Origin of the sequence: Burkholderia sp. AU15512, assembly GCF_002223325.1 — a bacterium.
Classification (GTDB): domain Bacteria; phylum Pseudomonadota; class Gammaproteobacteria; order Burkholderiales; family Burkholderiaceae; genus Burkholderia.
Window position 1 is genome coordinate 738,833 of the sequence record NZ_NKEX01000003.1, and the last position, 24,363, is coordinate 763,195.

General features: G+C 67.1%; 16 protein-coding genes. 14 read left to right on the plus strand and 2 right to left on the minus strand.

The window, feature by feature from the left end:
- The first annotated feature begins 17 nt into the window (after nt 1-17).
- The 9 genes from CFB43_RS06075 (at nt 18) to CFB43_RS06115 (ending at nt 17,297) form a co-directional block, all read left to right on the plus strand.
- Nucleotides 18-8,909, plus strand: a complete 8,892-nt coding sequence (locus CFB43_RS06075; RefSeq protein ID WP_256989929.1) for a choice-of-anchor Q domain-containing protein — start codon at nt 18-20, stop codon at nt 8,907-8,909.
- Nucleotides 8,906-9,409 carry a hypothetical protein gene (locus tag CFB43_RS06080; protein WP_089494424.1) on the plus strand — a complete coding sequence of 168 codons (504 nt, stop codon included), beginning with the start codon at nt 8,906-8,908 and terminating at the stop codon, nt 9,407-9,409. The genes CFB43_RS06075 and CFB43_RS06080 overlap by 4 nt, the downstream gene beginning before the upstream one ends.
- Nucleotides 9,410-9,472: 63 nt before the next feature.
- Nucleotides 9,473-10,312 (plus strand): outer membrane lipoprotein-sorting protein, encoded by an 840-nt coding sequence (locus CFB43_RS06085; protein WP_089494425.1) that lies wholly within the window; start codon nt 9,473-9,475, stop codon nt 10,310-10,312.
- A 5-nt stretch (nt 10,313-10,317) separates the two neighbouring features.
- A complete protein-coding gene (locus CFB43_RS06090) occupies nt 10,318-11,148 on the plus strand; it encodes a hypothetical protein (RefSeq protein ID WP_089439602.1) in 831 nt (276 codons plus the stop codon).
- Nucleotides 11,145-12,833 (plus strand): c-type cytochrome, encoded by a 1,689-nt coding sequence (locus CFB43_RS06095; RefSeq protein ID WP_089494426.1) that lies wholly within the window; start codon nt 11,145-11,147, stop codon nt 12,831-12,833. The genes CFB43_RS06090 and CFB43_RS06095 overlap by 4 nt, the downstream gene beginning before the upstream one ends.
- 158 nt (nt 12,834-12,991) lie before the next feature.
- The gene (locus tag CFB43_RS06100; protein WP_089495261.1) at nt 12,992-14,380 is read left to right on the plus strand and encodes a cytochrome C; all 1,389 of its coding nucleotides are present in this window, start codon (nt 12,992-12,994) and stop codon (nt 14,378-14,380) included.
- Between the two features lie 156 nt (nt 14,381-14,536).
- Nucleotides 14,537-15,289 carry a c-type cytochrome gene (locus tag CFB43_RS06105; protein WP_089494427.1) on the plus strand — a complete coding sequence of 251 codons (753 nt, stop codon included), beginning with the start codon at nt 14,537-14,539 and terminating at the stop codon, nt 15,287-15,289.
- 152 nt (nt 15,290-15,441) lie between these two features.
- Nucleotides 15,442-16,656 carry a c-type cytochrome biogenesis protein CcsB gene (ccsB, locus tag CFB43_RS06110; protein ID WP_089494428.1) on the plus strand — a complete coding sequence of 405 codons (1,215 nt, stop codon included), beginning with the start codon at nt 15,442-15,444 and terminating at the stop codon, nt 16,654-16,656.
- A 131-nt stretch (nt 16,657-16,787) separates the two neighbouring features.
- Entirely contained in the window at nt 16,788-17,297 is a 510-nt protein-coding gene (locus CFB43_RS06115; protein ID WP_089494429.1) for a DUF1269 domain-containing protein, read from the plus strand.
- Nucleotides 17,298-17,420: 123 nt separating this feature from the next.
- Here CFB43_RS06115 and CFB43_RS06120 read toward each other — a convergent pair whose 3' ends face one another.
- Nucleotides 17,421-18,044 carry a lytic transglycosylase domain-containing protein gene (locus tag CFB43_RS06120; protein WP_089494430.1) on the minus strand — a complete coding sequence of 208 codons (624 nt, stop codon included), beginning with the start codon at nt 18,042-18,044 and terminating at the stop codon, nt 17,421-17,423.
- 530 nt (nt 18,045-18,574) lie between these two features.
- On the opposite strand from CFB43_RS06120, the gene CFB43_RS06125 reads away from it, so the two are divergent.
- Entirely contained in the window at nt 18,575-19,354 is a 780-nt protein-coding gene (locus CFB43_RS06125; protein WP_089494431.1) for a response regulator, read from the plus strand.
- Between the two features lie 12 nt (nt 19,355-19,366).
- On the opposite strand, the gene CFB43_RS06130 is transcribed toward CFB43_RS06125, so the two are convergent.
- A complete protein-coding gene (locus CFB43_RS06130; RefSeq protein ID WP_089494432.1) occupies nt 19,367-20,485 on the minus strand; it encodes a sensor histidine kinase in 1,119 nt (372 codons plus the stop codon).
- A gap of 614 nt (nt 20,486-21,099) precedes the next feature.
- On the opposite strand from CFB43_RS06130, the gene CFB43_RS39115 reads away from it, so the two are divergent.
- The 4 genes from CFB43_RS39115 (at nt 21,100) to CFB43_RS06150 (ending at nt 24,350) form a co-directional block, all read left to right on the plus strand.
- Nucleotides 21,100-21,732: an SCO family protein gene (locus tag CFB43_RS39115; RefSeq protein WP_373452537.1), complete on the plus strand. Its 633-nt coding sequence runs from the start codon at nt 21,100-21,102 to the stop codon at nt 21,730-21,732.
- Nucleotides 21,733-21,791: 59 nt separating this feature from the next.
- Nucleotides 21,792-22,466: a response regulator gene (locus tag CFB43_RS06140; RefSeq protein ID WP_089494434.1), complete on the plus strand. Its 675-nt coding sequence runs from the start codon at nt 21,792-21,794 to the stop codon at nt 22,464-22,466.
- Between the two features lie 172 nt (nt 22,467-22,638).
- On the plus strand, nt 22,639-23,100 hold the full coding sequence (gene gspG, locus CFB43_RS06145; protein WP_089494435.1) for a type II secretion system major pseudopilin GspG: 462 nt from the start codon (nt 22,639-22,641) through the stop codon (nt 23,098-23,100).
- A 47-nt stretch (nt 23,101-23,147) separates the two neighbouring features.
- The gene (locus CFB43_RS06150) at nt 23,148-24,350 is read left to right on the plus strand and encodes a type II secretion system F family protein (protein WP_089494436.1); all 1,203 of its coding nucleotides are present in this window, start codon (nt 23,148-23,150) and stop codon (nt 24,348-24,350) included.
- Nucleotides 24,351-24,363 lie beyond the last annotated feature (13 nt).

A 24,363-nucleotide genomic window follows, 5' to 3' on the forward strand; every position in this document is an offset into this window, starting at 1 on the left:
GGGTGGGGAGAAAGACGATGAGATCCACCAAGCTCACGGCGACGCTCCTTGATCTGTTCAAGGCGGGGGTCGCGGCATCCATCTTGCTGACGGCAGGCGAAGCCTGTTTCGCGCAAGCGGTCGTCAATCTGACGGCGAAGGCGTCCACGGCGGTGATGCCGGACGGGCAGGCCGTGCCGATGTGGGGCTACAGCTGCACGCCGGCTGCCGTGGCGACGGTGCCGGCCGCGAATGCGACCTGCGCGGCGGCGAATCCGGCCGCCGGCGCGAACTGGTCGCCGGTGGTCGTCACCGTGCCGGCCGGGCAGCTGCAGATCAACCTGACGAACAACCTGCCCGCGCCCGTGCCGACCTCGCTCGTCATCGTCGGCCAGCTGGGCGGCGGTCTGGGCGACAAGCCGACGACCACGCCGAGCCCGGTCCATCCGACGCAGACCGCCACGACCTGGCCGATCGTCACGGCGACCTCGACCGCGCCGATGGCGTCGTTCGTGCCGCCCGCGCAAGGGCCGCGCGTCCAGTCGTTCGGGACCGAGGTGGCGCCGTCGACCGATCCGAAATCGCACACGACGCTCACCTGGACCAATCTCAAGCCCGGCACCTACCTGCTCGAGTCGGGCACGCACCCGTCGATCCAGGGGCCGATGGGCCTCTACGGGGTGCTGGTGGTGAAGAGCCCGAGCGTCCCCAGCTCGACGTGCGCATCGACGAAACAGGCCTATCCGAATTCGGTGTCCTGCTATGACGCCGACGTGCCGCTCGTGATGAGCGAGATCGATCCGGTGCAGAACGCCGCGGTCGCCGCGGCCGTCGCGACCAAGGGCTTCAGCGAAACCGCCGCGTGGTCGGGGCAGCCCGGCGGATGCGGCGACTCGAAGTCGGTCACGTTCGGCACCTGCTATCCGCCGGTGGTGAACTACGATCCGCGCTACTACCTGATCAACGGCGTGGCCTTCGATCGCACCAACCCGAACGCGTCGGCCTTCCCGCCGAGCGCGATGGTGCCGCCGTCGACCGGGCAGGTGCTCGTGCGCCTGGTGAATGCCGGGCTGCGCATGCACGTTCCGGCGGTGGTCGGCGCGCAAACGGGCAATCCGTCCGCTCCCGGCTTCACGCTGATCGCCGAGGACGGTAACGTGATTCCCGGCGCCGCGCGCATCCAGAACGCCGTGTTCATGGCGGCCGGCAAGACCTACGACCTGATGCTGAACGCGCCGGCCGCCGGTGCGATGCCGGTATACGACCGGCAGTTGAGCCTGTCGACCAACAACATGCGCGATGGCGGGATGCAAGGCTACATCGCGGTCAACAACGCCCAACCGTCGGCGACTGCCGGCATCGGCGAAACGCCGACCGCCGCGGGCGCGAACTATTACTTCGTGCCGGGCACGACGCTGACCGTGTCGGATCCGGCCAAGGGCGTGATCGCGAGCGACTCCGGCGTGTACGGCGTGAAGGTCCAGACGCCGCCCGCGAGCGGCACGCTCACGTTGAATACCGACGGTACGTTCACGTATCTATCGAGTAGCACTGCGAACGACAGTTTCGTCTATCAGTCGACCAACGGCACGCCGCCGGTGACGGCGAAAGTGACGTTGACCGCCTGCACCACGAGCAACAAGTGCCTGTCGGTCCCGACGGCCGGCAATGCGAGTTTCGCGAGCAACATCGCGTCGCAGATCCAGGTCGGCGCACCGGGCGTGCTCGCCAGCGCGAACGATCCGGCCGGGTTGCCGCTCACCGCGCAAATCGTCGCGTCGAGCGCGACGAACGGCACCGTGACGCTGAATCCGGACGGCTCGTTTACCGCGGTGCCGTCGACGCCGCGGGTCGGCAACGGCGCGGCCGCGCAGACGATGACGTTCCAGTACAAGGTCACCAATACGCAGATGCAGACGAGCGCGAATGCAGGGACGGTGACCGTGACCTTCAATCCCGGCAGCGGGCTGGTCGTGAACGTGATGGACGCGCCGAGCATGGCGCCGGATGCGACCGCGCCGAACAAGGCGGTCAAGCTCGCCGACTATCGCTGGATCATCGAGGAAGACCGCACGATGCAGATCGATCCGGCCTGCCAGGTGAATTCCGCGACGGGACGGCCGGCGAACTGCCCGCCGCTGCCGGTCCCGAGCCTCGGCACGAACTTCCATACGAGCTATATGCCGGTGGTGGCGTCGGGTTGCGTCGGTACCGTCGCATGCGAATCCGGCCAGACAGTGTACGACCCGGTGTCCAACACGCACGTGGCGACCGTATGCGACGTCGGCAACGGCGTGTGCCGTACCGGCCCGAACGTCTCGCAACAGGCGCCGGTCGATCCGAAGTACGTGGCGCTCGATCCGACCAAGCATTACTACATCTCGATACTGCCGGGCGATGCCGGTAACACGTTCACGAACGGCGGCGGCGTGTCGCCGGACGGCAAGCGGCCATTCAGCATCGCGCTCGACTGCCCGTCGGGCCCGAGCGGCGCGGATTTCGCGCCGGGCACCGGCAAGTGCGGCCACAGCATGGGCGGCGCGCCGATTGCGCCCGCGCAGGTCGCGGCGGCGAAGGCCGGACAGACCGGTGCGGGACAGGCCGGGCAGCTCAACGTGCTGTTGACGGAAACGCCGTACCAGACCGCGAAGCTGTCGGTGTTCGTGTTCGAGGACGATGCGCCGCTGAACGGCGAAGTGGATGTCAGCGGCGGGTCCGACGGATTCGGCACCGCACGCGAGCCGGGGCTCGGCGGATTCGAGATCAAGCTCTGGGACGATGCGGGCGGCACCGGCGACCCGACCGGACAGATGACCTACGACATGTTCAACATGCCGCTGTCGAATTCGCTGCAAGGCACCGTCGATCCGCTCACCGGGCTCAATGCGTGCCCGATCTCGACGGCGACCGACGGCCTGGTCGGCATGATTCCGACCTGCCCGAAATACGAATCGGACGGCAAGACGCTGTCGCCGCTCGTCGGCCAGGCCATCATCGCCAACCTGATGCCGGGCCGCTACGGCGTGATCGCGACACCGGCGGCCGACCGGATCGGCCGCGGCGAGGAGTGGCTGCAGACCAACACGCTCGACGGACAGAAGGCGCACGACGCGTTCATCAAGGTCGGCGGACCCGCGTACTTCCAGGAGTTCGGGCCGGCCGGCTATCACGTGTCGATCGGCTTCGCGAATCCGAAGATCATCAACGCGCGCAGGACCAACGCGGCCAAGACCGGGATATGCGACACCGGTCCGTGCCCGAACACGCTCACGGGCCGCGTGACGAACCTGCACTACAGCCGCCCGCCGAACGAGAACCTGTACAGCAGCGGATCGCGCGATTCGCTGGCGTTCTCGCAATGCTATGTGAGCGTCGGCGATCCGGACAGCGAGGACTACGGCTTCACGAAATGCGATAGCCAGGGGCGGTTCACGATCAGCGGCTTGCCGAGCGGCACGACCCGCATCACCGTGTTCGATCAATGGAACGACCAGATCGTCGACGGGCTGGCCAAGGCGGTCCAGTTGCCCGCGGCCAACGGGAGCACGACGGTCGACGTCGGCGACCTGTCCGTGCTGCAGTGGCATACGAACCTCTATACGCGGACCTTCATCGACCTGCACGGCGACGGCATCTCGCATCCGGACGACCCCGGCATCGCGCTGGCATCGGTCAACATGCGGTTCCGCGACGGCAGCTTCTCGAACTTCAACAACACGGACGGCAATGGTTACGCGCCGTTCAACGAAGTGTTTCCGCTGTTCAACTGGTACGTGGTCGACGACGACCTGACGCGCTTCAAGTCGACCGGCACGCACGTGGTGTACGACGCGGGCGGTCCGGTGGACGGCACCGGCGCTGCCGGCAGCGGGCACTCGACGGTGGCCGCGAACTTCGCGAACACGGCCGAAACCGTGCCGCTGCCGTCGAACCTGCATGTGCCGGGCGCCCGGTATTGCGCGGACGCGGATTGCGCGTCGACCGGCAGCGGTTCGACCGGGCGGGTCGATCCGCCCTGGACGGGCACGGAGGCATGGCAGGGCTTCTCCGGCCAGAACTCGTTCATCGAGTACGGCAAGACGCCGTTCGCGAAGGGCGAGAACGGCGGGATACGCGGCGAGGTGATCTACGCGTCGACGCGGCCGTTCGACGATCCGACGCTGCTGATCCACACGAAGTGGACCCCCGACGTGCCGAACGTCACGGTCAACCTGTACCAGGAGGGCACGGCCACGGACGGCACGACCAACCTGACGCTGGTGGACACGACCAAGACGGCGAGCTGGGACGACTGGGCGCAGGGCTTCCGCGCGGACGGCGTGACGCCGAACATGAACTGCCCGGGCCAGGATCCGAACGACCCGTTCTACTTCACGCTGAAGAACAGCACCAACTGGCTCGATCCGCAACATCGCCAGCTGCCCGCGAACGCACAGTACAAGTGCTACGACGGCATGCACGCGTTCAACCAGATCCAGCCGGCGCCGTATGACGGGATGTACAAGTTCCCGAGCGTGACCGCGACGGATGCGAACGGCAAGCCGGTCGCGTCGAACTGCACGATCTGCGTCGGGAAGAACCCCGTCGACGGCACGCCGATGCTGCCGGCCGGCAAGTACGTGGTCGAGATCATCGTGCCGCCGGGCTACGAGCTGGTGAAGGAGGAAGACAAGAACATCCTGATCGGCGACAACTACATCGCTCCGGTGACGCAGCAGTTCGCCGGCATCGGCGCGATCTTCATCCTGCCCGACCAGGCCGCGGTGAACTCGACGTACAACAAGAACAACCCGCAGAACCCGACCACGAACCTCGGTTCGACGCCGCATGCCGAAGGCGACACCGGCAGCGTCGAGCGGTTCTGGCCGTGCGTCGGCGAGCTGCGCATCGTGCCGGACTACATCAGCCTGTTCCCGGGATCGAAGGAAGTCGCGCCGTTCGCCGGTGCATCGCGGCATCTGTGCGATCGCAAGGAGGTGATGCTGACCGACGAGGAATCGGTGCTCGCGAAGTTCTGGATTTTCAGCTCGACGCACGTCGCGGCGCACTACACGGGCTTCATGCTTGACGACTTCTCGTCGGAGTTCGACCCGTATTCGCCGCAGTTCGGCGAGAAGTTCGCGGTGCCGAACGTGCCGATCTCGTTCAAGGATTTCTCCGGCAACGAAACCTCGCGCACCTATACGGATCAATGGGGCATCTACAACGGGCTGACGTTCTCGACCTGGGAAGTGAACCCCCCGAACCCGACCGGGTATGCGCCGACGATGATGGTCGCCTGCATGAACGATCCGGGCCCGATCCCCGATCCGCAGCACCCCGGCAAGACGATTGCCGATCCGCTGTACAACCCGGCATACAGCCAGTTCTGTTACGAGATTCCGTTCATGCCCGGACAGACGCAGTACATGGATACGCCGGTGGTGCCGGTGCAGTCCTTCGCGGACGGCTATAACCAGCCCGACTGCGCGTATCCGGATGCGACGCCGGCGATCTCGAGCGTGACCGGCGATGCGATCGGCGCCGGCGCGGGCCCGTGGGTCAGCGCGCCCGGCAAGCAACTGACGATCAACGCGCTGGGCGACCAGCAGGTGGTGAACCACGCGTATACAGGACCGAGCCAGACCACGGCGCCGTTCAACCAGAAGTTCATCACGCGCCACTACGGCTTCGGCGCGACGCAGGGCACCGGCTCGGTCACGATCGCGGGCGTCAATGCGACGGTCGTGTCGTGGAGCGACTCGAAGATCGTGGTGCTCGCGCCCGACCTGAGCCTTCCGTCGCTCCCGTCGCTGAAGGTGCCGTCGACCTGCACGATCCAGCAGATGGGCGCACCCGCGACGCAGTGCGGCGAGCTCGTGATCACGGCCGGCAACGGCAAGCGGTCGATCGATGCGGTCACGGTGACGATCGGCGGCAAGGCGCCGACCTACGTGAGCGGCGAGAACGGCGCGAGCAATGTGCTCCAGACGGCGATCAACAATGCGAGCGCGGGCGACATGATCGTCGTCGGTCCGGGCACGTACAACGAGATGCTGGTGATGTGGAAGCCGGTGCGGCTGCAAGGCGTGGGCGCAGCGTCGGTGACGATCAATGCGAATACGCATCCGTCCGGCAAGCTCGATCCGTGGCGCAGGCTGATCGCGTGCCTGTTCGGCACGTCGCTGAACGGCGGGGTGATTTCGGCCACGTACGACCCGACGAAGCCGATCTCGTCGACCAACAACCCGTACGATCCGTCAGGCACCTACCAGTGCCCGGTGCAGATGCAGGGGCACGTGGACCCGATTCCGTTCGAGCCGACCGTCGGTTGGGACAGCACGCAGAACGGCAACCTGGGCGAGCTGCTGATCGAGCCGTCGCTGCTGGGCGCGTATGAAGGCGCGGGCATCACGGTACTGGCCAAGGGTGTGCAGCCGAGCACGAACTGCACCGCGAACGGCATCTGCACGATGCTCACGGCGCACGACTGCACGACGGACCCGAACAACCCGAACTACGGCAACTTCCTGTGCAACCCGTCGCGCATCGACGGGGTCACGGTCACCAACAGCTCGCAGGGCGGCGGCGGGATCTTCCTGCACGGCTGGAACCATTACACGGAGGTATCGAACAACCGCGTGACCGGCAATGCCGGCACGCTGTCGGGCGGCATCACGGTCGGCCAGGTGGAAGTGCCGGACGGCAACATCGCCGCGGACGGCGTGACGCAGTTGCCGTTCATGTACAACACGTTCGTCAACGTTCACCACAACGCCGTCACGGCAAACGCGTCGTATGGCGACGAGATCAACTCGACCACGCCATCCTCGGCCGGCGGCGTGACCCTGTGCTCGGGCGCCGACTACTACCGCTTCAACTACAACTGGGTCTGCGGCAACATGAGCAGCGGTGACGGCGGCGGCGTCTCGCACTTCGGGTTCAGCTACAACGGCGACCTGTCGCACAACGTGGTGTTGTTCAACCAGAGCAACAACCCGACGTTGCCGACGTACGGCGGCGGGATCATCGCGCAGGGGGTGCCGCCCGACGGCACGTTCTGCGAGAACTCGACCGTCGACGTCGATTGCGCGCCGCAGCTGTCCGACGGCATCGGCCCGAATCTCGTGATCGACGGCAACCTGATCATGGGCAACACGGCGGAAAGCGGGAAGGGCGGCGGCCTGCGGCTGCAGAACGTCAACGGCACGGACGTGCAACGCAATCTCGGCAATCCGAACAACTGGTACCAGGTGCGCGTGATCAACAACATCATCGCGAACAACGTGGCCGGCTGGTCGGGCGGCGGCGTGTCGCTGCAGGATGCGGTGCGCGTCAGCTTCATCAACAACACGGTGATCGCGAACGATGCGACGGCGTCGGCGGGCGTGCTCTTCAATACGCCGGCCGCGTCGCAGTCGAACGTGGCGCCGCCGGGATGCACGAGCAGCACGACCAGCGCGGAATCGACCTGCACGAGTTTCATCGAGACATCGACGCAGCAGCCGGCCGGGCTGGAGACGACGACGCATACGCAGAACCTGATGGCGGCGTTCGTTCCGCCCGCGGGTTTCACGGGGCAAGTCACCTGTCCCGCGAACGCGCCGAACTGCACGAAGTTCTCGAATCCGGTGCTGAGCAACAACCTGTTCTGGCAAAACCGCTCGTTCTACATCTCGGTGAGTGCGCAGCCGAACCCGAACATACCCGGCTTGCAGAACGCGGTCACGCTGAACCCGGTCCTGAACCAGAAGGGGCAATCGACAGGCTTCTGCGTAACGGGCGGCGCGACTCCGCCGTTCTACTGGGACATCGGCGCGTACGGCGACACCGGGCCGGCCAATCACCAGTCGGGGCTGACCATGAACCCGCAGTACTCGATCATGACCAGCACGGCCGGCTACGCCGCGACCAACAAGGCAGCGGATCCGCAGACAACCAGCCAGTACTGCAACGGCTCGCGGGTGCCGCCGGAAGCCGGCGGGAACGGCTTTGCCGTACCGCCCGGGATCGCCGACGCGGTGTTGCCGAACCCGTTGTTCGGGCTGATGCCGTCGGCCACGCCCGATGAAGGCAACCAGTGGATCAACATGTCGTACGGGCCGCTGTCGCTGTCCAACGAGGCGCTCCAGCCGGGCAGTGCCGGCTACAACGTGATGATGGGCAACTACTCGATCAAGGGCACGTCGCCGGCGATCGGGGCGGCCACCGCGAACGGCGCGCCGAATCACGACATCTTCGGCACGCCGCGGCCGCAAGCCAACGGCTACGACATCGGCGCGGTCGAGTACGTCGCGCCTGGCCTGCTCGGCGGCCTGCTCGGCGGCGGTACGCCGATCGACCCGCTCGCATTGGGGAGCCAGCCGACCGGCCTGGCCGCGCTGATCCCCGGAGGCGGCGGAATTCCGGGCGGCGGTGGCATCCCGGGTGTCGGCGGTATTCCGGGCGGCGGTGGCATCCCGGGCGGCGGTGGAATTCCGGGTGTCGGTGGCATCCCGGGCGGCGGCGGCATCCCGGGCGGTGGTGGCATCCCGGGCGGCGGTGGAATTCCGGGTGTCGGTGGCATCCCGGGCGGTGGTGGAATTCCGGGCGGTGGAGGTATCCCGGGCATCGGCGGCATCCCGGGGATCGGCGGAATCCCGGCCATCTTCAGCCGTAACGTGCCGCTGCCGCCGATCAAGGCGCCGGCGCTGAGGCGGCCGCAGGCAGGGGCGCGGCTGGCTCCGCCGGTGACCCGGCCGCTGCCGGCCGGCGCGTTGGCGCAGTCTCCGGCGCTGGCGCGGCCGCAATCGGCTGCGCTGCTGCAGGCCCCGGCCCGGACGACGCCGCGCGGCCGCACGCAGACGCCTGGGCAGTTGCCTGCGCAGACACGCACGCAGCCGCCCGTGCGGCTGCCGGCGCCGACCCCGGCGCAGGCGCTACCCGCGCCGCTCACGGGAGCGATGCAATGAAACGGGCGGCCGTCCGTGCGGCATCGATGCTGCTGCTCGCGGGCGCTGCCTGCCTTGCCGCGGTCCGGCCTCAGCCGGCCGCGGCCGGGCAGGATGCGCCGGCCGGGCCCGCGGCCATCCGGCACTCGCCTTACCTGCCGGTGAGCCTGCCGCGGCAGGCGAAGGCCTACTACCAGATGGCGAAGGGCATCGACAACTTGCACGTGCGCAGCACCGCGTCCGGCAACCTGATCCGTTTCAGCTACCGCGTGACCGATCCCGACAAGGCGCGGCTGCTCGGCGACACGAAAGCGACCGTCTACCTGTACGGCGAAACGAGCCACGCCATGCTCGTGATTCCGGTGATGGACCAGATCGGTGCGCTGCGGCAGACCGGTCAGCTCGAGACCGGACGCGAATACTGGATGGTGTTTTCCAACAAGGGAGGGCCGATCAAGCGCGGCGAACGGGTCAGCATCCTGATCGATTCGCTGCACATCGACGGGCTGGTGGTCGAGTAATCACATACATGCGCATGCCGCCGCGCATCGGCAACGGGCGGCCTGCATGCGGGGAGAGCAGTCATGAACCGGTTTCTTTTCAAGTCGATTTCGGCGGCATGTGCCGCCGGCTTGTTGACTTGCGGCCAGGTCGCATCCGCGGCCTCGGCGGCGGGGAATGCGCAGGAGGCGTCGGCGTCGCACATGGACGCCGCGCAGATCGCCGAGCGCAATGCGGCGGCCCGTGGCGGGCTGCAGGCGTGGCGGGCGGTGTCGTCGATCAGGATGACGGGGCAGCTCGATGCGGGCGGCACGAAGAACGTCAGGCTGCCGTTCACGCTGACGTTGAAGCGTCCGCGCAAGAGCCGGCTCGAAATCCAGTTCGAGCAGCAAACGGCGCTGCAGGTGTACGACGGCTCGCAGGGCTGGCTGGTCCGGCCGTACCTCGGCCGCAACGATGTCGAGCCGTATACGCCGGCGCAACTCAAGTCCGCCGCGTCATCGGCCGAACTCGACGGGCCGCTGATCGATTACGCGGCCAAGGGCACCACGATCCAGGCGCTCGGCACGGAGCAGGTGGAAGGGCACCGCGCGTATGTGCTGAAACTGACGTCGAAGGAGGGCGCGACGCGCCGCCTGTGGGTCGACGCGTCGAGCTTTCTCGAACTGAAGATCGACGGCGAGCCGCGCGTGCTGGACGGCAAGACGCACAGCGTCGCCGTGTTCTATCGCGACTACCGGAAGGAGAACGGCCTCGTCTTGCCGCACACGCTCGAGACCGTCGTGAGCGGCGTCAAGGGAGCGCACCGGATCACGATCGAGCATGTCGCGCTCAACGAGCCGGCCGACGATGCGATGTTCGGCAAGCCGCCGCTTACCTTCGCGAAGGCGCCGAGTCACCCCGCCGAGACCCGGACGAGGTGACCACCATGGGACGGATCGGATCGTGGGTGCTCGCCGGCTGCGCGATGGCGGCCTTGTGCGGGTGCGAGCAATTGCCGGGGCAGGGCCTCGGCGTGGACCAGATCGTCGAGAAGAACATCGCGGCGAGAGGCGGGCTCGACGCGTGGCGCAAGGTCCAGACGATGGTCTGGTCGGGCCATGTGGACAGCCCGAACGCGCCGGTGCGCAACATGCCGTTCGTCCTGGCGATGAAGCGCCCGAACAAGACGCGCTTCGAGATCACCGTGCTCAACCAGAAGGCCGTGCGCGTGTTCGATGGCCGCGAAGGCTGGAAACAGGCCGCGAGCGGCAGCGCCGGCGTGCGGCCGTATACGCCGGGCGAGCTGCTGTCCGCGCGCGACGAGCAGGTGATCGACGGCCCGCTGTTCGACCACGATGCGAAGGGCATCGGCGTGACGCTGGAGGGCGTCGACCCGATCGGCGGGCACGATGCATACCGGCTGGCGGTGAAGCTGCCGTCCGGTGCGGTCCGGCATGTGTGGATCGACGGGCGGAGCTTCCTGGACGTGAAGGCCGACCGCCAGGTGCGCGGGCCGAGCGGCCCGCTCACGGTGGAGGTGAACTACGGCAACTTCAAGCTCATCGACGGCCTGCAAATCCCGCTCAGGATCGAGAGCGGAACGGCAGCCTCGCCGACCAAGGACACGCTGATCATCGACAAGGTGTCGCTGAATCCGCCGCTCGACGATGCGCTCTTCGGCCGGCCCGTATCGCCGGGCGGACGCCGGGCGGCGTCGATCGATGCGCGCGTGTCGGCGGCCCCGCCGGGCGTGGCCCGGCCGACGGCACGGCCATGAACGGCATCCGGGGGCGAGCGCGCGCCCTCGCGGCGGCGTGGCCGCCGGTCTCGCGCGGGCGGCTGGCGCGGTGGGTGGTGCTGGCCGCGCTGTGCGCAAGCGCGGGCAACGCGATCGGCGGCGAGCCGGCGGCACCCGTCGTGCCCGCGGACGCGGGAGAAGCCCTCTTCCAGCGTGGCATCCTCGGTTCCGGTGCGCCGCTCGAAGCCGTGCATCAGGACGGCGTGCGCCTGCAAGGCGCCGCTGCCGCCTGCGTCAATTGCCATCGGCGCAGCGGGCTGGGCTCGAAGGAGGGCAACAACATCATTCCGCCGATCACGTGGCGCTACCTGGTGCATCCGCGCGCGCAGACCGCCGAGGATCTCGACATCCCGTACGTTCCCGGCATGCGCACCGATCGCGAGCCGTACACGGAAGAGCGGCTCGCGCGCGCCGTGCGCGACGGGATCGACCCGGAGGGCAGGCCGCTCGGCGGACTGATGCCGCAATACGCGCTCGGCGACGCCGACATGGCCGCGCTGACGGGCTATCTGAAGCGTCTCGATCGCCGCCCGCCGTCGGGCGTGACGGACACGGTGCTGCATTTCGCGACGATCGTCACGCCGGACGCGGACCCGGTGAAACGGGCGGGCATGCTCGACGTCCTGCAGCATTACTTCGCGGACAAGAACGCGTTTCCGTTCGGCACGACGCCGCCGCTGCGTTCCACGCGAAAAATGATGTTCATGGTCAATCGCCGCTGGGAACTGCACGTGTGGGAACTGAACGGGCCGCCGGACACGTGGCGCGCGCAGTTGACGCAGTTGCTCGCCCGACAGCCGGTGCTGGCCGTGGTGTCGGGGCTCGGCGGCAGGAACTGGGCGCCCGTTCACGACTTCTGCGAGGCGCAGGCCGTGCCCTGCCTCTTTCCGAACGTCGAGGTGCCGGTCGAAGCCGAGCACGATTTCTACTCGGTGTACTTCTCGCGCGGCGTGCTGCTCGAGTCGGACCTGATCGCGAAGCGCGTGCTGGACGAAGTCGGCGCGCGGCCGGTGAAGACGGTCAGGCAAGTCTATCGCGCGGGCGACAACGGCGAGCGCGGCGCACAGGCGCTCGCCGCGGCGCTGAAGGCGCGCGGCATCGCGGTGTCGAATCATGCGCTCGCACCGCACGACGGCGTCGCGCGCGCGTTGCGCGGGATGCCGCGCGACGATGTGCTCGTGCTGTGGCTGAGGCCGCCCGATCTCGCGGCGCTCGAGCATGTGCCGCCGACGGTGGACACCGTGTTCATGTCGGGGCTGCTCGGCGGGCTCGACGGCACGCCGCTGCCGACGAGCTGGCGCGCCGTCACGCGCGTCGCCTATCCGTTCGACTTGCCCGAAGGGCGGCGCGTGCGCGTCGACTACGCGTTCGGCTGGTTCACGATCCGCAAGATTCCGATGGTCGCGCCGCAGGTGCAGGCGGATACCTATCTCGCGTGCGGCCTGCTCGCCGAGACGCTGAGCCACATGGTCGACGCGTTCGTGCGCGAGTATCTCGTCGAGCGCATCCAGGACATGCTCGAACGCCGCATCCTGACCGGCTACTACCCGCGCCTGACGCTCGCGACCGGGCAGCGCTTCGCGTCGAAGGGCGGCTATATCGTCCGGTTCGCCGGGCCGGACCGCACGAAGATCTCCGCCGACGGAGACTGGATCGTTCCCTGAGCCGTCGCGCGCCTTCGGATGGAGTAGGAAACAGGCCGCGTATGGAGGGAGTCGCCCCATGTCGGTTTCGACGCGTGCATCGCACACTGAAGACATCGTGCGACATGGCGATGTCGCGCCGGAGCATCGCGGCATACGATGCGGGGAGGGAAACCGTCATGACAACGTTCCTGGCCGGCCATGGTGTTCGACATCGCCGGGCACGTCGCGGCTGGCTGGCCGCGCTCGCGGTGCTCGCGTTGCTGCAATTGCATGTCGCGCACGCGTTGCCGATCTTCGCGCGCCAGACCGGGCAGAGCTGCGTCGCGTGCCATGCCGGCGGACAGTTTCCGGAACTCACGCCGTACGGGCGCATGTTCAAGCTGAACGGCTACACGTTCGGCGAACGAACGATTCCGCTTGCCGCGATGGCGATTGGCGACCTGAGCAAGACCCGCTACAACAGCGACTCCAGCGGCGCGCCGATCAACCCCAAGGACGGCCTGCCGATCTTCGACTTCGCGAGCGTGTTCCTCGCCGGGAAGATCACCGACCATCTCGGCGGCTTCGCGCAGTTCACCTACATCGCCCACGATCATCAGGACGGCGACGGGCGATGGAAAGGCCACTGGACGTCGGATAATACCGACTTCCGCTTCGTCGACCGGATCATGACGTCGGCGAACGACCTGATCGTCGGCTTGACGGTGCACAACAACCCGACCGTGCAGGACGTATTCAACACCGCGCCGGCATGGGGTTACCCGTACGTCTCGTCGACCATCAGCCCGGTGGCGAAGATCCCGAACCTGCCCTTGCTCGAAAGCGGGGCGCTCGCGACGCAGGCGGTCGGCACCGGCGCCTACCTGTACTGGAACAGCCTGCTGTACGCGGAGCTGACCACCTACAGCACCGCGGACGGCATCTGGTCGTTCCTGAGCCACGGGAACAACGAAGGGAACCCGAATCACCCGCAAATCTATCTGCGCGGCTACAACCCGTATGCGCGCATCGCGCTGACCCACGACTGGGGGCCGCATAGCGTGATGGTCGGCGCATTCGGCTTCAGCGTCGACGTCTACCCGAACGACGCGAACAATTTCCCGATTTTCGGGACCGGCGTCACGCGTTTTCGCGACTATGGTCTCGACGCGCAATACGAATACTTGCTCGAGCCGCACACGATCACCGCGCAGGCGCGCTACGTGCGGGAGAACATTCACGATCCGAACAATTTCATCGTGAGCGACAACACGTCCGCGAACCTGAATTCGTTGCGGCTCAAGGCGTCGTACGTCTACCAGGCCAAGTACGGCGTCAGCCTGTCGTTCTTCAATACGACGGGTACGGCCGACAGCACGGCCTACGCGGCGAGCGCGAACTTCCATCCGAATACCCAGGGCTGGACGCCGGAAATATTCTGGATGCCGGATCAACACGTGCGCATCGGCATCCAGTACACGCACTTCACCAAGTACCTCGGCGCGACGACCAACTACGACGGCAACGGGCGCAATGCGAGGGATAACGATACGTTGTTTCTCTATCTATGGCTCGCTTCCTTCTGACCTCCCGTTCGGCCTCTCCCGCGCATCCGGCTGATTGGACCCCGCGCGATGGGAGAGGAGCGCGCATTTCGCATCGCGTGTCGATGAGAATGCGCGGCGGCGCCGAACGGGATCGCATCGGAAGGTGGCAGAAAAGGCGGCAGGGAGGTCGGTGACATGAACAAAGTGGCCCATATCGTCTCGCTCGCGATGGTGCTGGCCGGGGCGGGTTGCCACGACCTGGAGCGGTCGCGGCAAGTCGACAACCCGGCCGTATCGGGCAAGACCATCGCGCTGCAGGTGTGCTCGAACTGTCACGGCGCGACCGGTGTGTCGGTGTCGCCGATGTTTCCGAAGCTCGCCGGACAGCGCAAGGAATACCTCGTCGATCAGTTGACCGACTTCAAGAGTCACGCGCGTGCCGACCCGAACGCGAAGCGGTTCATGTGGGGCTTCACGCACCTGACCGACGCGCAGATCGACGAACTCGCCACCTATTTTTCGAGTCAGCCCGCCGTGCTCGGCGAAGCCGACGATCGCGCGCTCATCGACGCGGGCCGGGCGATTTTCGTGGGGGGCCTGCCGGACAAGGGCGTTGCGGCGTGTATCGGATGTCACGGCCAGCATGGGGAAGGCGTGAGCGGTTTTCCTCGCCTCGCCGGCCAGCATGCGGATTACGTTCGGAAGCAGCTCGCGATTTTCCGGGAAACCGACACACGGCCTCGCGGCGCGATCATGAAGAGCGTATGCGCGAACATGACGGAGCAGGACATGCGCGCGGTCGCGGCATTCGTCGAGGCATTTCCGGCTGAAACCGGCGTACCGGCGAGCCCGGCGAAAGCCGGCGCATCGGTGAACCCGCCGGAAGCCGGCGCATCGGCGAACCCGCCGGAAGCCGGCCCATCGGCGAGCCCGCCGTCCGACCAATGAGCACGCCCCGCCTGATCGGCGGCGCACGTGCCGCGGCAGGCAGGCGACCGGCGCCGACCGTGATCATTTAGGTGTCTCGTCTCCCCCGGGGCGGGGCGCCTCTTTTTCTTCCAACCCAGCGCAGTTCCATTCCGGTGAATGCCATGAAAGCGATGCAATCCTCACGCGGCGGCACGGCCTCGGTCGCCAGGCTGTCGTATCTGCGACAACGCGCGTCCGCCGCGGGGCGTGCATGCGAGCCGGACCACGACCGTCCGTTCCTCGCGCGCCTGTCGTTGCTCGACTGGCTGTTCGCCCTGGCGCTCGTGGTGGGCGCGGGCCATGCGCTCGTGCACGACCACGCGCACATGGATGACTACGACAAGGCGGTGATGATCGGCACCGTGCCGGCGCTCATCGCGCTCGGCTGGCGCTGGAAGCCCGCGCGGCTGATGATGGCGTCGATCGCCGTGCTGGCGCTGCTGTCGATCCAGATCTACCAGGGCGATCTCGCGCGCGCCGATTCGGCGTTCTTCCTCAAGTACTTCCTGTCGAGCCAGTCGGCGATCCTGTGGATGAGCGCGCTGTTCGTGCTCGCAACGATTTTCTACTGGATCGGCTTGCTCGCGCGCTCGGAGTCGGGCTCCGCGATCGGCCAGAAGCTAACGTGGGTCGCCGTGCTGATGGGCTTCACCGGCCTGATGGTGCGCTGGTACGAGTCCTACCTGATCGGGGCGGACGTCGGGCACATTCCGGTATCGAACCTGTATGAAGTGTTCGTGCTGTTCAGCCTGATCACCGCGCTGCTCTATCTGTATTACGAAGGCCACTACGGCACGCGCGCGCTCGGTGCGTTCGTGCTGCTGGTGATCAGCGCGGCCGTGGGCTTCCTGATGTGGTACTCGGTCGCGCGCGACGCGCAGCAGATCCAGCCGCTCGTGCCGGCGCTGCAGAGCTGGTGGATGAAGATCCACGTGCCGGCGAACTTCATCGGCTATGGCAGCTTCGCGCTGTCGGCGATGGTGTCGGTCGCGTACCTGATGAAGGAGCGCGGCGTGCTCGCCGATCGCCTGCCGACGCTCGACGTGCTCCACGACGTGATGGTCAAGTCGATCGCGGTCGGTTTCGCGTTCTTTACGATCGCGACGATCCTCGGCGCGCTGTGGGCCGCCGAAGCATGGGGCGGCTACTGGAGCTGGGACCCGAAGGAAACCTGGGCGCTGATCGTGTGGCTCAACTACGCGGCGTGGCTGCACATGCGCCTGATGAAGGGCCTGCGCGGCACGGTGGCCGCATGGTGGGCGCTCACGGGCCTGCTCGTGACGACCTTCGCGTTCCTCGGCGTCAACATGTTCCTGTCCGGGCTGCACAGCTACGGGCGGCTCTGAGGCGCGCGCGGCGGCGCCTACCGTGTTCTACCCATGCACTTCGGCGAGCATTACCACTACAAGCCGGACGCGTGCCGAACCAGAATGTCTGAAGGGGGATCGCCGCATTGCGCGGTGACGTAGGAGGAGCCATGAGACGGGTCTACTTTCTGTTGCCGACGACGCAATGCGCGCAGTCGATCGTCGGCGAGTTGCTGTCGCTGCGAATCGAGTGGCGACATATCCATTGCCTCGCCAATCACGATGTGATGCGCGACGGGTTGCCGGAGGCGACGCTCGCGCAGCGCAGCGACCTGCTGCCGTCGCTCGCGCGCGGCACCGCGGTCGGCTTCGGGACCGGCATGCTGCTCGGGCTGCTCTTGCTGGTGTTCCCGCCCGACGGCTTGCGGATCGGCGGCGGCGTCGTCGTGGCGATCACGCTGTTCGGCGCGGCCTTCGGCGCATGGGCGGCGACGATGATCGGCGTCGACGTGCCGAGCACGCGCCTGAAGCGCTTCGAGGACGGCATCGAGCACGGTGAATTGCTGATGATGATCGACGTTCCGACCGACCGCGTTCACGAGATCGAGGATGCGATCAAGCTTCACCACACGGATGCGCATCTGCAGGGCGAAGATCCGACCATCCCCGCATTTCCCTGATCGTCGCTCGACCCGTCGGCCGGTGTCACGCCGGCCGCCATGCGCGGCCGCACGCCATCGCTCGGTGACGCCGGGCCGCGGATCGTCCGCGCGTCGCCGGCGGCACCGCGTGCCGCCCGCGTTTCAGTTCGCGGTGAGGAGCCGTTTGTAGCGCGCCAGGACGCGCGGCACGTACTCGCGCGTCTGCGGAAACGACGGAATGCGATAACCGGCCCGAATCACGGCGTTCTCCCCGGCGTTGTAGGCAGCGAGCGTGAGTTCGACGTTTTCCTTGAACAGGTCGAGCAGGAAACGCAGATACCGCGCGCCGGCCAGCACGTTGTCGCGCGGATCGAGCATGTCGCCGCCCGAGAAGCGCCGCGCCGTTTCCGGCATCAATTGCATGAGCCCGCGCGCGCCTTTGTCCGAGACCGCCTTCGGGTTGTATCCCGATTCGACGTCGATCACCGCGCGAAGGAGTTCGGGCGGAACGTTGAACGCCGCGCTTGCCTCGGTGATCACGTCCGCGAACGACGACGCGACCGCCGATTTCGGCGCGGCATGCTTCACTGCCGATGCGCTCGGCCCTTCGGCCGCGACGATCACTTTCAGATTGGCCGTGCCGGGCTCGTTGGTCAGGACGATGGCGCCATTGCTCGCCACCGTGCCGTAAATCTGCGCGTGCGCGGCGCACGACCATGCCGAGCCGATTCCCACGCATGCGGCAACGAGCGCTGTTCCCAATACGGATGAAGGGCGGCTGTGCATCTTTCTGGCCTCCTGCATCTGCATTGTCGTTGCGGGTACATCGGATCGGCAATGGGGCGACCTCCTACACTTCGATGCCGCGAAACACCCCCGCGGCGGCGCTGCAAAACTGTTACACAAGTAATGGTCGGTAGCGCCCGATAACCGGGCGAAGTTGACGATTCTTACGCGCAGAAGTTGGTTTCTCCTCAATGCGCGCGTCGTTGCAGCATGAATCGTTTCCTGCGCGGCGGAACGGATCGGATAGTCCCGCTATCCGTAGTCCTACTGATGCGACGCACCACGTCGGAGCGATTCAACCCTGCAACATTCCTGCCATCGCGCGACGTTCGCGCGGGCGCGTGTCCGGCCGGGGTGCCCGCGCGTGGCGCGGTGGCGCGATCCTTGCTCGGAAGACGGACGTGGCCTGTCGCTCGCGAGACGGGGCCATCAGACCGGATCGCGGAACGCAGCGAAGAAATCGTCCGGCACCGTGCAAACGAGGCGTCGAGATCCGACGTGGTGCAAGCGCGGAAAACTTGGGGGAAGCCGTGAATACAAAATGTCGCGTGATGATTGCAGAAGATCACGATCTGCTGCGAAACGGGCTACGGTCGATGCTTTCCGCGCAAGGCGACTACGAAGTCGTCGGCGAGGCGCGCGACGGCAAGGAAGCGTGCCACCTGGCCATGACGCTCGCGCCGGACCTGATCCTGATGGATCTGTCGATGCGCGGGATGAACGGTATCGATGCGAGCGCGACGATCAAGCGGCGGGTACCGACGATCCGCATCGTCGTGCTCACCGTGCATCAGAACGAGGAGTACGTGCGCGAGGCGCTGCGTGCAGGCGTCGAAGGCTACGTGCTCAAGGACGTTTCGTTTGACGAATTGCTGCTCGCGATGCGCATGGTCATGCAGGGAAAGCGGCACCTGAGCGCGGATGTGTACGGCTACATGGTCGACTCGTTCGTGACCGGCCGCGAAACGCCCGCGCCCAAAAAGGCGTGGGACATCCTGACCGCGCGCGAACGCAGCGTGTTGAAGCTGATCGCGGAAGGGCGCACGAACCGGCAGGTCGGCCAGTACCTGAGCCTGAGCCCGAAGACGATCGAGAAGTACCGGGCGAGCATGATGCACAAGCTCCATCTCGCGAATCTGACGGAACTGGTGCTCGTCGCGATGAACATGGGTCTGTTGACCACGCTCGCGGCGAAATGCGCGGAAACGGATGTGGCCGACGTGCCGGCCAGGCCGGTCGACGACGACGTGCAGGTGCCCGACGCCGTCGCGCGGCTGGACGACTATCCCGCTGGCGGCGCGAAGCGCTGAGCGTTGCCGGTATCAGAGCGGCCAGGTTGCCGAGACACGCGTGCCCGTCGTGGCGGACGACTGGATCCCGAACGTGCCGCCGTGCGACTCGATGCGATGCTGCATGCCGATCAGCCCGAGCCCCGCCGAGCGTGCGTCGTCGGTCGCAAGCGGATGGCGCTCGTAGCCGACGCCGTTGTCGTCGATCGTCAGCAGCAGCCCACCGGCATCGTGTTGCAGGCCGAGCACGATTTCGGTGGCCTGCGCATGCTTGACGACGTTGTGCAGCGCCTCCTGCGCGACCCGGAACATGTCCGCTTTCAGATGCTCGGGAATCTCGTCGTCGTCGACGTTGCAATTGAACTCGACCGACAACTGGCTCGCGTCACGCTCGATGCGGCGGCACAGCGACGCGAGCGCGGCCGGCAGCCCGAGCCTGTCGAGCATCGGCGGCTTCAGTTCGCCGCAGATCTGGCGCACTTCGCCGATCGTCTCACGAATCCGCAGCACGGCGACGTCGAGCAGAATCGTCGCGTCGGCGATCTCGCCGCGACGAAGCCGCATGAGCGCGTCCTCATTCATCAGCTTGATGAGCGTCAGTGCCTGGCCGAGCCCGTCGTGCAATTCCGCGGCGAGGCGATGCCGCTCCTTCTGCTGGCCCATCAGCAGATACGTGTGGCACGCATGGACGCCCGCATCGTTGGCCGCGTCGCCGCGTCGTGCGGGCTCGGGCATCGGCGATTCCTCGAACAGCGTCAGCCACAGCCCGGTGCCGGGCAGTGCCTGCCGATAGATGACGAATTGCGCGGGATGGCCGCTTCGCCCGCCGAGCATCGCCGTGAACGAATGTTGCTCGCGCGCGGCACTCGCGGCGAGATTGTCCACGAGCCCGACGTGGGCGTCGTCGGGTGCCAGGTCGCGCAGCTGCCGGCCGACGAGTTCGGCGCCTTTGTATCCGAACAGCGCGGCGGTGCTGCGATTGACCGATACGAACGTGCCGTCGTCGGCGAGAATGGCGAGCGCCGCGCCCCGTGCGTCGGTGACGACGGCGCGGCGGCGATCGTCGTGACGAAGCGCACTGCGCAGCTTGCGCATCGCGTCGATCAGATCGAGCAGCCTGATCCTTGGCCCTTCGGGCTGGCGTTCAGTCATGGTGGCTCCCGAGGCGCGTCTTCAGGAAAACGTAAGGTTTCGACCATTCTAGGACGTGACCGATGCGGGCCGCAACATGGGGATTGCGCGTGTTCGTCATAGGGAAACGCCTGCCGCGTGCATTGCGGGATCGTGCCGGGCGGGCATGTCCTACCGGCCTTTGGGGGGCGTCATCCCATGACGCTCTCCGGCAAATTCATGACACTGCATGGGCGGGGCACGGAATTGTCCGCTGCCTCGCTCGTGTCATGGAGGCCGGTATGAACAGGATCGCCAGATCGACGATGGGCGCATTCGTGGTCGCGGGCGTCGCCCTCGCCGCGGCGCCCGCATGGTGCGCGTCCGACGGCGGCGCGATGGAGAACGCCGGCGCAGCGGCGCTCGAAAGCGCGGCGGCGACCGGGAGCGCCACGGACAACCCGGCACCGGAAGCCGTCGACAGTTCGATGGACAAGGACATGCAGAACGGTGTCGAACACGCTGCCGGAAACGCAGCGGACGGCACCGACGGGAATGCCGCCGCCGGCGCGGCGATGCCCGCGCCGGCGCACCCGATGGAGCACGCGATGGAGCCGGCGAGTGACCCTGCCGCGGCGCCCGCCGCGGGACCCGCGATGGCGCCCCCGACCGACGCTCCCGCGCAGCCCGTACCGGCCGCGCCTGCCGGTAACGCGGTCGACAAGGCCGGCGCACCCGTGAGCGACGGCGCGACGGAAGCCGCGGGCATGCACATGCATCACGCGATGATGCCGGGAACCGTGCACACGATGGTCCAGTATGCGGCGCCGACGGTTCAGCTCGTGCGAGACGACGGTCGGACCGTCTTGCTGGCCAAGGAGCTCGACGACGGCCGGCCGGTGATCCTGACGTTCATCTACACCAGCTGCACGACCATCTGCCCGATGATCAGCCAGACGCTCGAGCAATTGCAGGGCGAACTCGGCGCCGACCGCGACAAGGTCCACATCATGTCGATCTCGATCGATCCGGAGGCCGACACGCCGGAGCGGCTCAAGGCTTACGCGGCACGCTTCGGCGCCGGCCCCGAATGGCAGCACTACACCGGGACCGTCGAGGCGAGCGTGGCCGCGCAGCGCGCGTTCAACGTCTTTCGCGGCGACAAGATGAACCACACGCCGGTGACGTTCGTGCGGGCCGCGCCGGGCCAGCCGTGGCTGAGGATCGACGGTTTCGCGACGCCCACCGAGCTGCTCGCTGCCTATCGCGACGTCGTCGCGTCCAACTAGTGCCTGTTCCCGCCGACAGCGGGCCGTGGGTGCCACGTTTCTGCGAGGGAGCGTCGAAATTGGACAACAAGCATCGTGTGCTGATCGTCGAGGATCAGCATCTGTTGCGCGTCGGCCTGAGTCATCTGGTTTCCGAGCTGGCCGACTACTGCATCGTCGGCGCGGCGAGCGGCGGGGTCGAGGCATGTCATCTCGCCGAGAAGACCCGACCCGACCTGGTCCTGATGGATCTGTCGATGCCGGGCGGCAGCGGCTTCGAGGCAATCGCGACGCTCAAGCGCAACGTGCCGCATGCGCGGATCATCGTCCTCACGGTTCATCACGGCGAAGACGACGTGAGCGAGGCTTTCGCCGCGGGTGCGGACGGCTACGTGCTCAAGGACTCGCCGTTCGCCGACCTGGTGCGCGAGATGCGCTTCGTGATGCAGGGCAAGTGCGTGGTCAGCCTCGACGCCTATCGCGCCCGCGCCGGCCTGCATGGGTTGCGCGACGCGAACGCGCACAAGGCGCGCTTGTGGAGCGCGCTGACCAATCGCGAGCGCACCGTGTTGCGCCTCGTCGTCGAGGGGCACACGAGCCGGCAGGTCGGCGAGTGCCTCAAGGTCAGTCCGAAAACCGTGGACAAGCACCGCGCCAATCTGATGCGCAAGCTCGGCATCGCCAACCTGACCGGCCTGGTTCATTTCGCGATCGACATCGGCGTGCTCGCGCTGAACGACGACGACCGTGTGTGAATTCCCTCCATTGCCGCATCGCCCAACTGGGGGGGATCTACCCATGGGGATGGACGGCACTCCCTACTTCTGGCGCGTACCCGCGTGAACAAGAATGCAATCAACGGCATCCGCGGCGCCGACGCCGCGGGTTGATACAGGGAGGGAAGCCGTGAGCCATGGATCGTCCTCGATGCCGGCCGGCGGGCCGGACCGGCGGCCGCGCGACGAACGAAGCGTGTGCCGCGCACGCGCGAGCCGCGGCTTCACGTTGCTCGAACTGCTTGTCGTGATGGTCATCATCGGGCTGCTGGCGGGGCTCGTCGCGCCACGGTATTTCGAACAGGTCGGCAAGTCGAACGTGAAGGTCGCGCGCGCGCAGATCGTGTCGCTCGGCCAGGCACTGGATCAGTACCGGCTCGACGTCGGTTCGTATCCGACCACCGAGGAAGGGCTCGATGCGCTCGTGAACAAGCCGCAAAGCGCATCGCGGTGGAGCGGCCCCTATCTGCAGAAGGCCGTCCCGGCGGATCCGTGGGATCGGCCCTATCAGTATCGCTCACCGGGCGAACACGGCGACTACGACCTGTTTTCGCTCGGCAAGGACGGACGCGGGGGCGGGACCGGCGAGAACGTGACGATCTCGTCGTGGTAGCGGCGCGGTCATGGTGCGCGGCGTGAGCAACCGCAAGGAGAGTCGACGTGAAATTCGTGCTGCGGGTATTCGATACGGGCGGGTCGGTGCAGACGCTGCGGATCGACAGCGATTCGCCGGCGAACGCCGCATCGCTCGCGCGCGCGCGCGGCCTGCGCGTCGTGTCGGTCAGCGCGGACGCCGCGCGGCAGCGGCGCGGCACGAACCGGTTCGGGATGCCGCGTGCGCGCTTCGACGTCGACATGTTCGCGCGCGAGCTGGCGGCGCTGCTCGATGCGGGCGTCGGCCTCGTCGACGCATTGCGCACGCTCGGCGGCAGCACCCGGCGCGAAGCGTCCGTCCAGGTGTATCACGACCTGCTGCGGCATCTCGAGGAAGGGCAGGCGCTGTCGATGGCGCTCGAGCACGCGAGCCCGATCTTTCCGCCGGTGCTGGTGGCGTGCGTGAAGGCGAGCGAGCAGACCGGCGGACTGGCCGACAGCCTCACGCGTTATTCGGTCAACAGCGCGACGCTGCGGGAGCTGCGCGCACGCGTCGTGTCGGCGGCGATCTACCCGACGGTGCTGCTGTTCGTCGGCGCGGCCGTCGTGCTGTTCCTGCTCGGCTTCGTGGTGCCGCGGTTCGCCACGCTCCTCGAACACAGCGGGCGCGAACTGCCGCTGATGTCCCGGCTGCTGATGGCGTGGGGCGGCATGGTGCACGCGCATGGCACCGGGCTGGCCGTTGGCCTGGCCGTGCTGGCGGTCGCCGCCGGGCTCGCGCTGCGGCGGCCGGCCCTGCGGATCTGGCTCGCCGATCGCCTGCTGGCGCTGCCCGGCATCGGGCAACACTTCCGCGTGTTCCGCCAGTCGCAGTTCTATCGCACGACCGCGATGCTGGTCGACGGCGGCATTCCCGCGATTCGCGCGTTCGACCTCGCGCGCGGCCTGGTGGGCCGTGCCGATCAGGCCGCGCTCGCAGCCGCGCTCCAGCAGATCCGCAACGGCGCGAAGATGTCCGATGCGTTTCAGCAGGCCGGCCTCGCGGACGCGATCGGCTATCGCCTGCTGACGGTGGCCGAAAAGACCGGCGCGCTCGGGCCCGTCCTCGACCGGATCGCCGGATTCCAGGAAGCGCAGGTTTCGCGCACGATCGACCTGATCTCGCGACTGATCGAACCCGCGATGATGATCGTGATCGGCGTGGTGATCGGCGGCATCGTCGTGTTGATGTACATGCCGATCTTCGAGATCGCGTCGAGCATTCAGTAGGCCGTCCCGGAGA